The organism is Variovorax sp. GW531-E2 (genome assembly GCF_059423125.1).
This window is the reverse complement of the sequence record NZ_JBWKXQ010000051.1, coordinates 1-13,363: the sequence shown is the minus strand read 5'-3', so window position 1 is coordinate 13,363 and position 13,363 is coordinate 1. Positions and strand designations below refer to the sequence as shown.

Here is a 13,363-nt window from a genome sequence, read left to right as displayed (position 1 = left end):
ATCAAAGAAAGAAGGCAGGCGCGTGACCTGCCTTCGGGGTCAGCGCGCCGGAGCCGCCTCCGCGCCGCGCGCGCCCGGAAAGCCGTGCTCGCAGGCCCGCCACGCCAGCACCAACCCGGGCACCAGCAATGCCAGCAGCGACCAGGGCAGGCTGCCCGCGCCGCCGCCCTGCAGCAGCAAGCCGCCCGCCAGTCCGCCGCCCGCGATGGCGAGGTTCCAGGTCGTCACGACCATCGACTGCGCCGCGTCCGCCGCGTCGCCGGCGGCCTGGGCCGAGGCGGTCTGGAACAGCGTCGCGGCGCCGCCGAAGGCCAGGCCCCAGACCGCGACCGCGAGGTACACGCCCGCCGCCGCCCCGCCCGCCGCGGCGAGCATCAGCGCCGCCAGCGCGAAGGCGGCCGTGCCGGCCAGCACCAGTGTGCGCAGCCAGCGGTCGATCAGCACGCCCGTGAGCCAGATGCCGCCCAGCGACGCCGCGCCGAACACCAGCAGCACCCGCCCGACCTGCGCGCCGAGCCCGGCGTGCGCCAGGAAGGGCGCGATGTAGGTGTAGAGGATGTTGTGCGCCAGCACGAAGGCGAACATCACGGCCAGCACCGGCCGCACGCCCGGCAGCAGGAACACGCGGCGCACGCTCTGCTGGCGTCCGGCCTCCTGGCCCGGGAAGTCGGGCACCTGCCAGCGCACCCAGCCGAGCAGCAGCACCGACAGCGCCGACATGATCAGAAAGGCCGGCCGCCAACCGACGCTCGCGCCCAGCAGCGTGCCCGCGGGAATGCCCAGCGACAGCGCCAGCGGCGCGCCCAGCATCGCCACGGCGATGGCCCGGCCCTGCTGCGACGGCGCCACCATGCGCGCCGCGTGCCCGGCCAGCAGCGCCCACAGCAGGCCCGCGAACACGCCGGCGAAGAAGCGCGCGACCAGCGTCAGCGTGTAGTCGTGCGACAGCGCCGTCACCGTGTTGACCACCGCGAAACCGCCGATCGCGCCCATCAGCAGTGGCCGGCGCCGCCAGCCGCGCGTGAAGGCCACCAGCGGAATGGCCGCCACCAGCGAGCCCAGCGCGTACACGGTGACGAGCTGGCCGACCAGCGCGGGCGCCACGCCCAGGTCGGCGCCGATCTGCGGCAGCAGGCCGGCCGGCATTGCCTCGGTGAGGATGGTGATGAACCCGCCGGCCGCCAGTGCCAGCAGGCCCGAGAGGGGCAGCGGTGACGAAGAGGTCGTGTCACGCATAGACGGCGTCCCTCAGTTCGGCGACGAAGCGGCCCGACATGCCTTCGTAGAGCGTGTTCGTGAAGACCACCACGCTGAGCCCGCGCGCCCGGTCGACGAACCAGGCATGGCCGTAGGCGCCGCCCCAGCGCCAGGTGCCGGGCGATTCGGGCGTCTGCGTGGACTGCGGGTCGTGCAGCACCGAGAAGCCCAGGCCGAAGCCCCAGCCCGGCGCGTCCGTCGGCCCCCAGGCGCCCGTGTGGTTGCGGCCCATGGAGTCGACGGTGGCGGCGCCCAGCAGCGGGGCGCCGCCGGTGCGCAGCGTGTCGAGCAGGCGCAGGAAGTCGCCCGCGCTGCCGACCATGCCGGCGCCGGCCGAGGGCCAGGCGTTGGCGTCGAAGGCGCGCGCCGGGTCGAAGCGGATGCCGACGGCGCCCTCGAACGGCGTGGCGACGACGGGGCCGTCCATGCGCTGCGGCGGCGTGGCGCCGGGGCCGTTCACGTAGGGCGTGGCCAGCCGCGGGTCGCCGGGGGCGGCGGCGAAGCCCGTGTCGTGCATCTGCAGCGGCCCGGTCACCAGCGCGCGCACTGCCTCGGGCAGCGGCAGGCCGCTGGCCGCCTCGACCACCGCGCCGAGCACGTCGATGGCCAGTGAATAGAGCCACCCGGTGCCGGGCGGGTACAGCAGCGGCACGCCGGCCAGGCGTTGCAGGTTGGCGGTCAGCGTGAGGCCGTCGTCGCGGTCCATGCCGTCGGACACGCCGGCGCGCGCGTACGGGCCGTCGTCCGAGCTTTCGAGGAAGCGGTAGCCCAGGCCGGCCGTGTGGGTCAGCAGCTGCCGCAGCGTGATGACGGCTTCGCCGCCGCCATCGGGAAGGCGCGGGCGGAAATCTGGCAGCCAGCGCGTCACCGGGTCGTCCAGGCCCAGGCGGCCCTGGTCCACGAGCACCATCGCGGCGGTCGAGACGATGGGCTTGGACACCGAGGCCAGCCGGAACAGCGCGTCCTCGCGCATCGGCCGGCCGGCCTCGCGGTCGGCCAGCCCGGCGGCGCGCCGGTGGACGAGGCGGCCACCGTGGCTCACCAGTACCACGGCGCCAACCAGCCGTTGTTCGGCCAGCGCACGGTCGATGGCGGCGTCGATGCGCGACGGGTCCGGGCCCTGCCACGCAGGGGTGAAAGTGGGGGAAATGTCGGGGAGAAAGGTCATGCGACCAACGATAGGAAGAAGCCGACTTCGGATAAAGACGGCTACAGTTCCGCTCAATGCGGACGTGCAAGTCCGCAATGGAGATTCCCCATGGACAGCCTCAGCGGCTTTGCCGTCTTCGTTCAGGTCGCCGAGACCCGCAGCTTCGTGGCGGCCGGGCGCGCGCTCGGCGTGTCGGCCTCGGCCGTGGGCAAGCGCGTGGCGCGGCTCGAGGAACGGCTGGGCGTGCGCCTGTTCCACCGCAGCACGCGCAGCATCACGCTCACCGCCGAGGGCGCGCTGTTCCTGGCGCGCAGCCGCCGCGTGCTGGCCGAGATCGAGGCCGCCGAGCAGGAGCTGTCGCACGCCGCCGAGGCGCCGCGCGGACGGCTGCGCGTGAGCCTGCCGCTGGTCAGCTCGCTGGTGCTGCCGGTGCTGGCCGACTTCATGGCCGCCTATCCGGCGATCGAGCTCGACCTCGACTTCAGCGACCGCCTCGTGGACGTCATCGAGGAGGGCTTCGACGCCGTGGTGCGCACCGGCGAGCCGGCGGATTCACGGCTGTCGTCGCGCCAGTTGGGCGAGTTCTCGCAGCTGCTGGTGGCCTCGCCCGCCTACCTGGCGCGCCACGGCACGCCCGCCTCGCCGGACGACCTGGCCCGCCACGCCTGCCTGCACTACCGCTACCCGGCGACCGGCAAGGTGGAGGTCTGGCCGCTCGCGCCCGGGCCCGACGGCAGCGAGGTGCGCCCGCCGGTCTCGATGATCTGCAACAACATCGAGACCCGGCTGTGCTTTGCCCTGCGCGGGCGCGGCATCGCCTGCCTGCCCGACTTCAGCGTGCGCGCCGCGCTGGCCGAGGGCGCGCTGCAGCCCGTGCTGGCCGACCACCTGCGCCGGCCCCGTACCATCGCGTTCCGCGTGCTGTGGCCGTCGGGGCGCCATCCGTCGCCCAAGCTGCGGGCGTTCATCGATTTCCTGGGCGCGCGGATGTTCGGTCCGCCCGCAGAAACTCACGCCTGATGTGCGAAAAGACCGAAGCCGGTGCCTGTATGGGTATCCAGTCATTTCAACCCAACTGACTACAATCCGCCCCCATGGCGACTTCCCCCAAGACATCTTCAGACTCCGCTTCCGGCTATTCGGAAGGCTCCATCCGCGTGCTCAAGGGCCTCGAGCCCGTGAAGCAGCGCCCGGGCATGTACACCCGGACCGACAACCCCCTGCACATCATTCAGGAAGTGCTCGACAACGCCGCCGACGAAGCGCTGGCGGGCTACGGCAAGAAGATCAAGGTCACGCTGCACACCGACGGTTCGGTCAGCGTCGAGGACGACGGCCGCGGCATTCCCTTCGGCCTGCACCCCGAAGAGAAGGCCCCCGTGATCGAGCTGGTCTACACCCGGTTGCACGCCGGCGGCAAGTTCGACAAGGGCTCGGGCGGCGCCTACAGCTTCTCGGGCGGCCTGCACGGCGTGGGCGTGTCGGTGACCAACGCGCTGTCCAAGCGCCTCGAAGTCAGCTCGCACCGTGAAGGCTCGGTCGCCAAGCTGGCCTTCAGCGCCGGCGACGTGATCGAGGCGCTCGAGATCCGCAAGCTCGAAGCCGGCGAACGCAAGCAGGGCACCACCGTGCGCGCCTGGCCCGACGCCAAGTACTTCGAGACCGCCGCGCTGCCCATGGGCGAACTCACCCACCTGCTGCGCAGCAAGGCCGTGCTGATGCCCGGCGTGAGCGTCACGCTGGCCGTCGAGAAGACCGGCGAAAGCCAGCAGTGGCTCTACAAGGGCGGCCTGAGCGACTACCTCATGCAGACGCTCAACGGCGACCCGGTCATTCCGCTGTTCGAAGGCAGCGGCCATGCCGACAAGAACGCCGACAACTTCGCCGAAGGCGAGGGTGCCGACTGGTGCGTGGCCTTCACCGAAGACGGCCAGCCGGTGCGCGAGAGCTATGTCAACCTGATTCCCACCAGCGCCGGCGGCACGCACGAAAGCGGCCTGCGCGACGGCCTGTTCAACGCGGTGAAGAGCTTCATCGAGCTGCACTCGCTGCTGCCCAAGGGCGTGAAGCTCCTGCCCGAAGACGTGTTCGCGCGCGCCTCGTACGTGCTCAGCGCCAAGGTGCTCGACCCGCAGTTCCAGGGCCAGATCAAGGAGCGCCTGAACTCGCGCGACGCCGTGCGCCTGGTGTCCAGCTTCGTGCGCCCCACGCTCGAGCTGTGGCTCAACCAGCACGTCGACTACGGCAAGAAGCTGGCCGAGCTCGCCATCAAGGCCGCCCAGACGCGCCAGCGCGCCGGCCAGAAGGTCGAGAAGCGCAAGGGCTCCGGCGTGGCCGTGCTGCCGGGCAAGCTGACCGACTGCGAGAGCAAGGACATCAGCCACAACGAGGTCTTCCTGGTCGAGGGCGACTCCGCCGGCGGCAGCGCCAAGATGGGCCGCGACAAGGAAAGCCAGGCCATCCTGCCGCTGCGCGGCAAGGTGCTCAACACCTGGGAAGTCGAGCGCGACCGGCTGTTCGCCAACACCGAAATCCACGACATCTCGGTGGCCGTGGGCGTCGATCCGCACGGCCCCGCCGACACGCCCGACATGAGCGGCCTGCGCTACGGCAAGATCTGCATCCTGTCCGATGCCGACGTGGACGGCTCGCACATCCAGGTGCTGCTGCTCACGCTGTTCTTCCGGCACTTTCCCAAGCTCATCGAAGCCGGCCACGTGTATGTCGCAAAGCCGCCATTGTTCCGGGTCGATGCACCCGCGCGCGGCAAGAAGCCGGCCTCCAAGGTTTATGCGCTGGACGAGGGCGAACTCACCGCCACACTCGACAAACTGCGTAAAGATGGCGTGCGCGAAGGCGCCTGGAGCATCAGCCGGTTCAAGGGCCTGGGCGAAATGAGCGCGGAACAATTGTGGGAAACCACGCTCAATCCGGACACCCGTCGCCTGATGAAGGTCCAATTGGGGCGGTTCGATTTTTCGTCCACCCAGGGCGAGATCACCAAGCTGATGGGCAAGGGCGAAGCGGCGGCGCGGCGCGAGCTCATGGAATTGCGCGCAGACGACGTCGACATCGACGTCTGACAGTTTCCTTTTTCTTTCCTTCTTCTCACACGCATGTCGGTTTTCAAGCGTTCGCTGTGGTTGGCCCTTCTGCTGTGCATGCAGCAGGGGCTCGCGCACGCGACCGACATCTACGGCTACATCGACAGCAACGGCGTGGCGCATTTCGCGGCCGAGAAGGTCGACGAGCGCTACAAGCTCTTCTTCCAGGGCGGCCAGAGCTTCGACACCGCCAAGGGCCTGTCACCGATGGGCCGCGGCAGCATCCACCGCCGGCTCGACGGCAAGGTGTCGCCGGCGTCGCAGAACCTGCTCGCCATGTTCGAGGCCTCGCCCGGCTACAAGACCGCCAAGGCGGCGCTGCGCGATGCGTCGAGCAAGCACGCGATCGACTACGAGCTGCTGCAGGCGCTGGTCGCCACCGAGTCGGGCTTCGATGCCAAGGCTGTCTCGCCGAAGGGCGCGATGGGGCTCATGCAGCTCATGCCGGCCACCGCGCAGCGCTACGGCGTGGCGACGGACAAGCGCGGCACGATCGAGAAGAAGCTGTTCGATCCGCACATCAACATCGCCGCCGGCTCGCGCTACCTGCGCGACCTGATCGCGATGTTCCCGGGCCAGATCGAGCTCGCGCTGGCCGCCTACAACGCGGGCGAGGGCGCGGTGCAGCGCGCGGGCAACAAGATCCCGAACTACAAGGAAACGCAGAACTACGTGCAGACCGTGCTGCAGCTGTATGCGTACCTCAAGCCCTCGGCCGTGACCGTGGGCGGCAACCTGCGCAGCGGCAGTGGCAGCAGTGGTGGCAGGACGCCCGGGCGCATCCGCATGGAAATGTCGGTGCCCAAGGGCGGCGCGATCGGGCGCGGCAACATGCCGTCCGAGTCGCCGCGCAACGTGCCGACCATGCCCGATATTCCCGAGCCGTCCGACGTGCCGACCAGCGCGGTGGAGCCGGGCGACGCTTCGCCGCCGTCGCCGCTGTCGTGATTCCGCAGGCCGCCATGCACCCCACTTTCATTTTGGGCTGAGCGCGAACGCACGCCGCCCGTCACTGTTTTTCTTTCTCTCTTCTTCATGGACGACTCTCAACCTCCGCTCGACCTTGCAGGCCCCACCGACGGCGACACCACCCTCACGCTGGCCGACTACGCGCAGACCGCCTACCTCGAATACGCCCTGAGCGTGGTCAAGGGTCGCGCGCTGCCCGACGTGTCCGACGGCCAGAAGCCGGTGCAGCGGCGCATCCTGTACTCGATGTCGCGCATGGGCCTGGGCTTCGGCGGCACCAACGGCACCGTGGGCGCCAAGCCCGTCAAGAGCGCGCGCGTCGTCGGCGACGTGCTCGGCCGCTTCCACCCGCACAGCGACCAGGCCGCGTACGACGCGCTGGTGCGCATGGCGCAAGATTTTTCGCAGCGCTATCCGCTGGTCGACGGCCAGGGCAATTTCGGCAGCCGCGACGGCGACGGCGCCGCGGCCATGCGCTACACCGAAGCGCGCCTGGCGCGCATCACCAGCCTGCTGCTCGACGAGATTGACGAAGGCACGGTCGACTTCATTCCCAACTACGACGGCAGCACCGAAGAGCCGCGCCTGCTGCCCGCGCGGCTGCCGTTCACGCTGCTCAACGGCGCCAGCGGCATCGCCGTGGGCCTGGCCACCGAGATCCCGAGCCACAACCTGCGCGAGATCGCCGACGCCTGCGTGGCGCTGATCAAGTCCAACGGCAAGCTCAGCGAAGAAGAACTCTTCGCCCTCGTGCCCGGCCCCGACTATCCGGGCGGCGCGCAGATCATCAGCAGCGCGAGCGACATCGCCGACGCCTACCGCACCGGCCGCGGCTCGCTCAAGGTGCGCGCGCGCTGGAAGATCGAAGACCTCGCGCGCGGCCAGTGGCAGCTCGTGGTCAACGAACTGCCGCCGGGCGTGAGCACGCAGAAGGTGCTGGAGGAAATCGAGGAAATCACCAACCCGAAGGTCAAGGCCGGCAAGAAGGCCCTGAGCGCCGACCAGACCCAGCTCAAGGCCGCGATGCTGTCGGTGCTCGACGTGGTGCGCGACGAGTCGAGCAAGGACGCCGCCGTGCGCCTGGTGTTCGAACCCAAGACCTCGCGCATCAGCCAGGACGAGTTCGTGACCACGCTGCTGGCGCAGACCTCGCTGGAGACCTCGTCGTCGATCAACCTCACGATGGTCGGCATCGACGGCAAGCCCACGCAGAAGTCGCTGCGCCAGATGCTCAACGAGTGGATCGCGTTCCGCGAGATCACCGTCGAGCGGCGCTCGCGCCATCGCCTGGACAAGGTGCAGGACCGCATCCACATCCTCGAAGGCCGGCAGCTGGTGCTGCTGAACATCGACGAGGTGATCGCGATCATCCGCGCGGCGGAAGACCCGAAGGCGGCGCTCATCGCGCGCTTCAACCTCAGCGAACGCCAGGCCGAGGACATCCTTGAAATCCGGCTGCGTCAACTCGCGCGGCTCGAGGCCATCAAGATCGAGCAGGAGCTGGCCGGCCTGCGCGAAGAGCAGAAGAAGCTCGAAGACATCCTCTCCAGCCCGGCCACGCTGCGCCGCCTGCTGGTCAAGGAAATCGAGGCCGACGCCAAGACCTTCGAAGACCCGCGCCGCACGCTCATCCAGGCCGAGAAGCGCGCCGTGGCCGAGGTGAAGGTGGTCGACGAGCCCGTCACCGTGATCGTGTCGCAGAAGGGCTGGGTGCGCGCGCAGAAGGGCTGGGCCAGCGAGAAGGCCGCCGGCAACGGCGGCACCGCGCCCGAGTACAGCTTCAAGTCGGGCGACACGCTCTACGGCGCCTTCGAGTGCCGCAGCGTCGACACGCTGCTGGTCTTCGGCAGCGCCAAGGACAAGAGCGTGCGCGTCTACACCGTGCCCGTGGCGTCGCTGCCCGGCGCGCGCGGCGACGGCCAGCCCGTCACCACGCTCATCGAGCTCGACGCCGGCACGCACGTCACGCATTTCTTCGCGGGCCCGGTGGGCGCCTGCCTGCTGCTGGCCAACACCGGCGGCTACGGCTTCATGGCCACCATCGAGAACATGATGTCGCGCCAGCGCGGCGGCAAGGCCTTCATCGACGTGGGCGAGGGCGAGCAGCTGTGCCGGCCGTCGCTGGTGGGCGGCGCGAGCGGTGCCGAGCCGATGCCGGCCGCGACGCACGTGGCCTGCGCCTCGAGCGGCAAGCGCATCCTGACCTTCGACATCGCCGAGCTCAAGAGCCTGCCCAAGGGTGGACGCGGCCTGATGCTGATCGACCTGGAGGCCAAGGAATCGCTGGCCGGTGCGGTGGCCTACACGCGCAGCGTGCGGATCGAAGGCGTCGCCCGCGGCGGCAAGGAGCGCGAAGAAACGCTCGAGATCCGCTCGCTCAACAACGCGATGGGTGCCCGCGCGCGCAAGGGCAAGGTGGCAGACCTCGGATTCACGCCGGCGAGCGTGGTGCGGGTGCTCTGATGCTGGGCGGCATCGACATCAGCATCCTCGGCGTGATCCTCGCCGTGGTCACGGGCTTCGGCAGCTACATCCTGGGGCGCCGCATGCGCGAGAAGCGCCAGGGCAAGCGGCGCGCGAAAGACCGCGCCATCGCGCAGGCCAACGAGACGCGCCAGGTGCGGCGCGCGCGCGAGCGGCGCGAACAGGAAGGCAAGTAAGCAGGCAGGCCGAGGGGCTGGCTCACCAGCCCCCGTAGCCGTCGACGTTCTCGCGCGTCACGAGCTTCGACGGCAACAGCAGCACGCGCTGCTGAGGGGGCTGGCCCTTCAGGAGCTTCAGCCCGATCTGGGCCGCCCGCTGGCCCATCAACGTGGGCGACTGCGTGGCGCTGCCTGCGATCAAGGTGGCCGGGTCTTGCAGCCGCTGCGCCACCTCCGGCGAACCGTCCATCGCCGTGATGACGATGTCGCGCCGGCCCGCGACCTGGGCCGCCAGTTCCGCGCCGATGCCGCACAGGTCGTTGATCGCGAACACGCCCGACAGCTTCGGATGGCGCGCGAGCAGCCGCGTCATCTGTTCGACGCCGCCGTCCTTGGTGGCGCCGCCATTGAGCGCCATCGACACGACGCGCACGCCGGGTGCGGCGTTCAACGCCTCGCGGCAGCCGTTGACGCGGCCCACCGCGGCCGTGTTCGGCGGGCCGTCGATGATCGCCACTTCGCCCTTGCCGCCGAGCGTGCGCACCAGGTGTTCGCAAGAGAGCCTGCCGGCCGCGCGGCTGTCGGTCACCACGGCCGCGTCCGCGCCCTGCACGAGCGCATCGACCGCCACCACCTTGATGCCCGCCGCGCGCGCCTCGGTGACGCGGGCATGCAGGGTGGTCGAATCGACCGGCGTCACGATCACCAGCTGCACGCGCTGGCGGATCATTTCCTTGAGCTGCTCGTCCTGCCGCTGCGGATCGAACCCGCTCGACACGACCGTGATGTGCGCCGCGTTGCGACTGTCTGCGGCCAGCGTGCTTTCCACTGCGCGCGCGATGTAGGCAAAGAAGGGGTTGCGCAGGTCGCTCACGAGCACGCCGACGCGCGGGCCCTTGCCATGGTTGGCATGTGTCGCGAGCGCGCTGCCCACGGGGCCCACGGCGAGGAGGAGGGCCAGCAGCCAGGTGCGCCAGGGACGTTTCATGGGCATGGGTGCGAGGGCCTCGTTGCGAGAGGGGGCCGGTGAAGGGGTGGGGATGATGACATGTTCCGCAGCGCCTCGCATCCGCGATCTGAGGGGCAAGCATGGGGGAATGGACGGACCTGCCGGCCCCGGTCGGTGCCGATGTTGTCGCGGGTCGGCAGCGTGGGCGGCGGCAGTGTCAGACCTGGAGGGAGAAGGGGTTGCCCGGGTCGCTGACGATCAGGCCGATGTGCGGCGCATCGGGGGTGCGACGGCCCCTGCACCCGCGATCGATGCCAGCACGCGCCCCGTGGCGAAACCCCTGGCGATGCGCGCCAGGCGGCGCCTCGGGGCGCGCGTCGAGATGGCGGGGGTGCCGCCTCCTTTCTTGCCGGTTCTTCTTGTGATCACCTTGCTCCCTGTGGCTGCTGCCTTGCAGATGACGGTGTCGTCCGCGATCGGCGTCCGGTGAGGGATTCGTCGCGGCGACACGGCGATTGAACCGGCCGCTGGTTAACTGTCTGTAAACCTTCCAAAAGTGGCGAGCAACATTTGAAATACACACCGCCGCGTGGACGGTGCACTCCTTACTTCAGCCCGGCCCACCAACGCACGTTGGTGCGTGCCTGGCCCACCGTGAGCACTTCGCCGATCACCGGCGTGGCCAGGTCGATCTTCTTCGCCTGCGCCAGGTCGGCGATGCGGTCCAGCGGGTCGTGCCAGGTGTGGAAGGCCAGGTCGAAGGTGCTGTTGTGCACCGAATAGAGCACCTTGCCGCGCAGGTCTTCGAAGGCCTGCACGCTCTGCTCGGGCGTCATGTGCACGCCGGGCCAGTAGGCGTCGTAGGCGCCGTTTTCCATCAGCGCCAGGTCGAAGCCGCCGAAGCGCTCGCCGATCTGCTTGAAGCCCGGGAAGTAGCCCGAGTCGCCGCTGTAGAAGATGCGCTGGTCGCCGCTTTGCACCACCCACGAGGCCCACAGCGTGCGGTCGCGGTCGGTCAGCGTGACCGCGCGGCCCGAGAAGTGCTGCGCGGGCGTGGCCGTGAGCTTCACGCCCGCATGCTCGCCGCCTTGCCACCAGTCGAGCTCGGTCACGCGCTCGGCGGGCACGCCCATCTCGACGAGCCGGGCACGCACGCCCAGCGGCACGAAGTAGCGCTGCACGCGCGTGGCGAGGTACTCGATGGTGGCGACGTCCAGGTGGTCGTAGTGGTCGTGCGAGAGGATCACGGCCTCGATCGGCGGCAGCTGCTCCAGCTGGATCGGCGGCTTGTGAAAACGCTTCGGCCCGACCCAGGTGAAGGGCGAGACGCGCTCGCTGAATACGGGGTCGATGAGCCAGTACTTGCCCTTGAGTTTCAGCAGGTGCGACGAGTGGCCCAGGCGCACCACGTGGTTGGCGTCGGCCGCGAGCGCGTCGAGCGCCTGGGGCGTCAGGGCGCGCACCGGAATGGGGTCGACCGGCACGGTGTCGACCTTGCTGCCGACGATGAAGCGCGACCAGATGCGCCAGGTGCTGGCGGCGGGCTGCAGCTCGGGGTTGGGCATGTTCTGGAACACGCCGCCCTTGAACTGCGGCGAGTTGTCGTAGCGCGTTTCCCCGCCGCCGGCGCTGCTGCAGCCGGCCACGAACGCGCAGCCCGCCGTGGCGAGCACCGCGCTGCGGCGCAGCAGCCGGGGTAAATAAGCGCCTTGCGAATCCGATTCGTCAGCCATGGGAAAGCCCTCTGCGTGTGTGTTGGTCTTGAGGCGCGAGACTAGCGGGAGTCGGCTTTTCAATGGTTTCAGCGACAGAAACATTCGGCGAGCGGGGGCAATCCGCGGGCCGGCAGCATACTGCGCCGATTCACGCCCACAGCCCTTCATTGCCATGAAAACTGCCATCCTCGTCATCGACATGCAGCGCGGCCTTTGCGACGATCCGCCTCGGCCATACGAGGCCGAAGCGGTCATCGGGCGCATCAACGCGCTCACGGCACGGGCCCGCGCGGCCGGCGTGCCGGTGGCCTTCGTCCAGCACGAGAACGCCATCGACCTGGAGTTCGACTCCGAGCGCTGGCAGCTGGCCGATGCCTTGCAGGTGACGCCGGCCGACGCGCGCCTGCGCAAGACCACGCCCGATTCGTTCCTGCGCACGCCGCTCGAAGCCTGGCTGTCGGGGCAGGGCGTGCGGCGCGTGGTGGTCTGCGGCTATTCGTCGGAGTTCTGCGTGGACACCACCGTGCGCCGCGCCGCCGCGCTGGGCTACGAGGTGGTGCTGGCGGCCGACGCCCACACCTCGCACGACAAGCCGCACGCCAAGGGCGCCTTCATCCGCGCGCACCACAACGCGACGCTGTCGGACATCACGAGCTTCGGCGTGCCGATCCGCGCGGTCGACAGTGCGGACATCGCATTCGGCGATTGATCTAGGGCATGCGCCCGGTGGCCAATGCGTGGGCCCAGTCCGCACGCCCATTGGCAGCAGCCAGCGCCGCCATGGCCACGTGGTCGTAGGGCACGGTGACCAGCGTGCAGGTCCACTGCCCGTGGTCGTTCCGTTCGACCAGCGCGTAGCGCGCGTCGGGCGAACCGGTCTCCACGTGGTGCGGGTACGGATGCTCGTCGCCATAGGCCTGCAGGCCGACGCTGCCCGGGTTGACGATCAAGGTGCCGTTGGATGCGTGCATCACGCGTGGCAGGTGCGTGTGGCCGCAGGCGACCAGTTCCGTGCCGGCTTCCACTGTGCCGAGACGCGCATCGACCTCTGCTGCGGTGGCCATGCGCAGTTGCGTGGGCTCGACCGTTTCGAGGAAGTAGGTGAGGTCGCTCTCCGGCGTGCCGTGGCACAGCAGCACCTCGGGGCTGAAGCGCAGGCGTGGCGTGAGCGAGGCGATCCATGCGAACTCTGCCTCGCCGAGTCGGGCGTGTGCGAAGGCGTCGGACTCGCCGCGCTGGCCGGAGGCCGGCAACGTGAGCAGTTGCCGTTCGTGATTGCCGGCGAGTTGGACCCAGTCCTGCGCCATCAGGAACTGCGCAGTCTCCAGCGGCATCAGCGGGCCTGAGAGGCTGTCGCCGAGGTTGACAGTGGCATCCACGTGGCGGCGTGCGATGTCCTCGACGACGGCTTTCAGTGCGGGAAGGTTTCCGTGGATGTCGGAGACGAGGGCGATGCGCATGCGTGGCTTCTTTGTGAGGGCGGTGATCTTAGTTCGGGGTGCGTGCACAGGCCACCGGGTACTTCCCTCCGCGAATGTCCCCCGGCCTGCGGCCTCCTCCTTGATTTCGCTGCGGGA

At 69.5% G+C, this 13,363-nt stretch carries 11 protein-coding genes; 6 read left to right on the top strand and 5 right to left on the bottom strand.

Annotation, left to right across the window (positions count from 1 at the left end):
* Window positions 1-39 precede the first annotated feature (39 nt).
* Both AC07XP_RS23885 and AC07XP_RS23880 read right to left on the bottom strand, forming a co-directional pair.
* Window positions 40-1,236: an MFS transporter gene (locus AC07XP_RS23885; protein WP_495266066.1), complete on the bottom strand. Its 1,197-nt coding sequence runs from the start codon at window positions 1,234-1,236 to the stop codon at window positions 40-42.
* Window positions 1,229-2,425: a serine hydrolase domain-containing protein gene (locus tag AC07XP_RS23880; RefSeq protein ID WP_495266065.1), complete on the bottom strand. Its 1,197-nt coding sequence runs from the start codon at window positions 2,423-2,425 to the stop codon at window positions 1,229-1,231. The genes AC07XP_RS23885 and AC07XP_RS23880 overlap by 8 nt, the downstream gene beginning before the upstream one ends.
* Window positions 2,426-2,515: 90 nt before the next feature.
* Between AC07XP_RS23880 and AC07XP_RS23875 the strand changes: the two genes are divergently transcribed.
* The 5 genes from AC07XP_RS23875 (at window position 2,516) to AC07XP_RS23855 (ending at window position 9,140) form a co-directional block, all read left to right on the top strand.
* Window positions 2,516-3,427, top strand: coding sequence for a LysR family transcriptional regulator (locus tag AC07XP_RS23875; protein WP_495266064.1), 912 nt, complete (start codon window positions 2,516-2,518; stop codon window positions 3,425-3,427).
* A gap of 74 nt (window positions 3,428-3,501) precedes the next feature.
* Window positions 3,502-5,490, top strand: coding sequence for a DNA topoisomerase IV subunit B (locus AC07XP_RS23870; protein ID WP_062474697.1), 1,989 nt, complete (start codon window positions 3,502-3,504; stop codon window positions 5,488-5,490).
* Between the two features lie 33 nt (window positions 5,491-5,523).
* Window positions 5,524-6,459 carry a lytic transglycosylase domain-containing protein gene (locus AC07XP_RS23865; protein ID WP_390345009.1) on the top strand — a complete coding sequence of 312 codons (936 nt, stop codon included), beginning with the start codon at window positions 5,524-5,526 and terminating at the stop codon, window positions 6,457-6,459.
* Window positions 6,460-6,546: 87 nt separating this feature from the next.
* On the top strand, window positions 6,547-8,943 hold the full coding sequence (parC, locus tag AC07XP_RS23860) for a DNA topoisomerase IV subunit A (RefSeq protein ID WP_070059510.1): 2,397 nt from the start codon (window positions 6,547-6,549) through the stop codon (window positions 8,941-8,943).
* Complete coding sequence (locus AC07XP_RS23855; protein ID WP_225617000.1) at window positions 8,943-9,140, top strand: hypothetical protein; 198 nt, start codon at window positions 8,943-8,945, stop codon at window positions 9,138-9,140. The genes parC and AC07XP_RS23855 overlap by 1 nt, the downstream gene beginning before the upstream one ends.
* 22 nt (window positions 9,141-9,162) lie before the next feature.
* Here the strand turns inward: AC07XP_RS23855 and AC07XP_RS23850 are convergent, their stop codons facing one another.
* Entirely contained in the window at window positions 9,163-10,116 is a 954-nt protein-coding gene (locus tag AC07XP_RS23850) for an ABC transporter substrate-binding protein (RefSeq protein ID WP_070059509.1), read from the bottom strand.
* Between the two features lie 560 nt (window positions 10,117-10,676).
* Window positions 10,677-11,804: an MBL fold metallo-hydrolase gene (locus tag AC07XP_RS23845; protein WP_307590501.1), complete on the bottom strand. Its 1,128-nt coding sequence runs from the start codon at window positions 11,802-11,804 to the stop codon at window positions 10,677-10,679.
* A gap of 154 nt (window positions 11,805-11,958) precedes the next feature.
* Here AC07XP_RS23845 and AC07XP_RS23840 point away from each other — a divergent pair, with 154 nt between their 5' ends.
* Entirely contained in the window at window positions 11,959-12,495 is a 537-nt protein-coding gene (locus AC07XP_RS23840) for a cysteine hydrolase family protein (RefSeq protein ID WP_070059506.1), read from the top strand.
* Between the two features lies 1 nt (window position 12,496).
* On the opposite strand, the gene AC07XP_RS23835 is transcribed toward AC07XP_RS23840, so the two are convergent.
* Entirely contained in the window at window positions 12,497-13,246 is a 750-nt protein-coding gene (locus tag AC07XP_RS23835; protein ID WP_495266063.1) for a metallophosphoesterase family protein, read from the bottom strand.
* Window positions 13,247-13,363 lie beyond the last annotated feature (117 nt).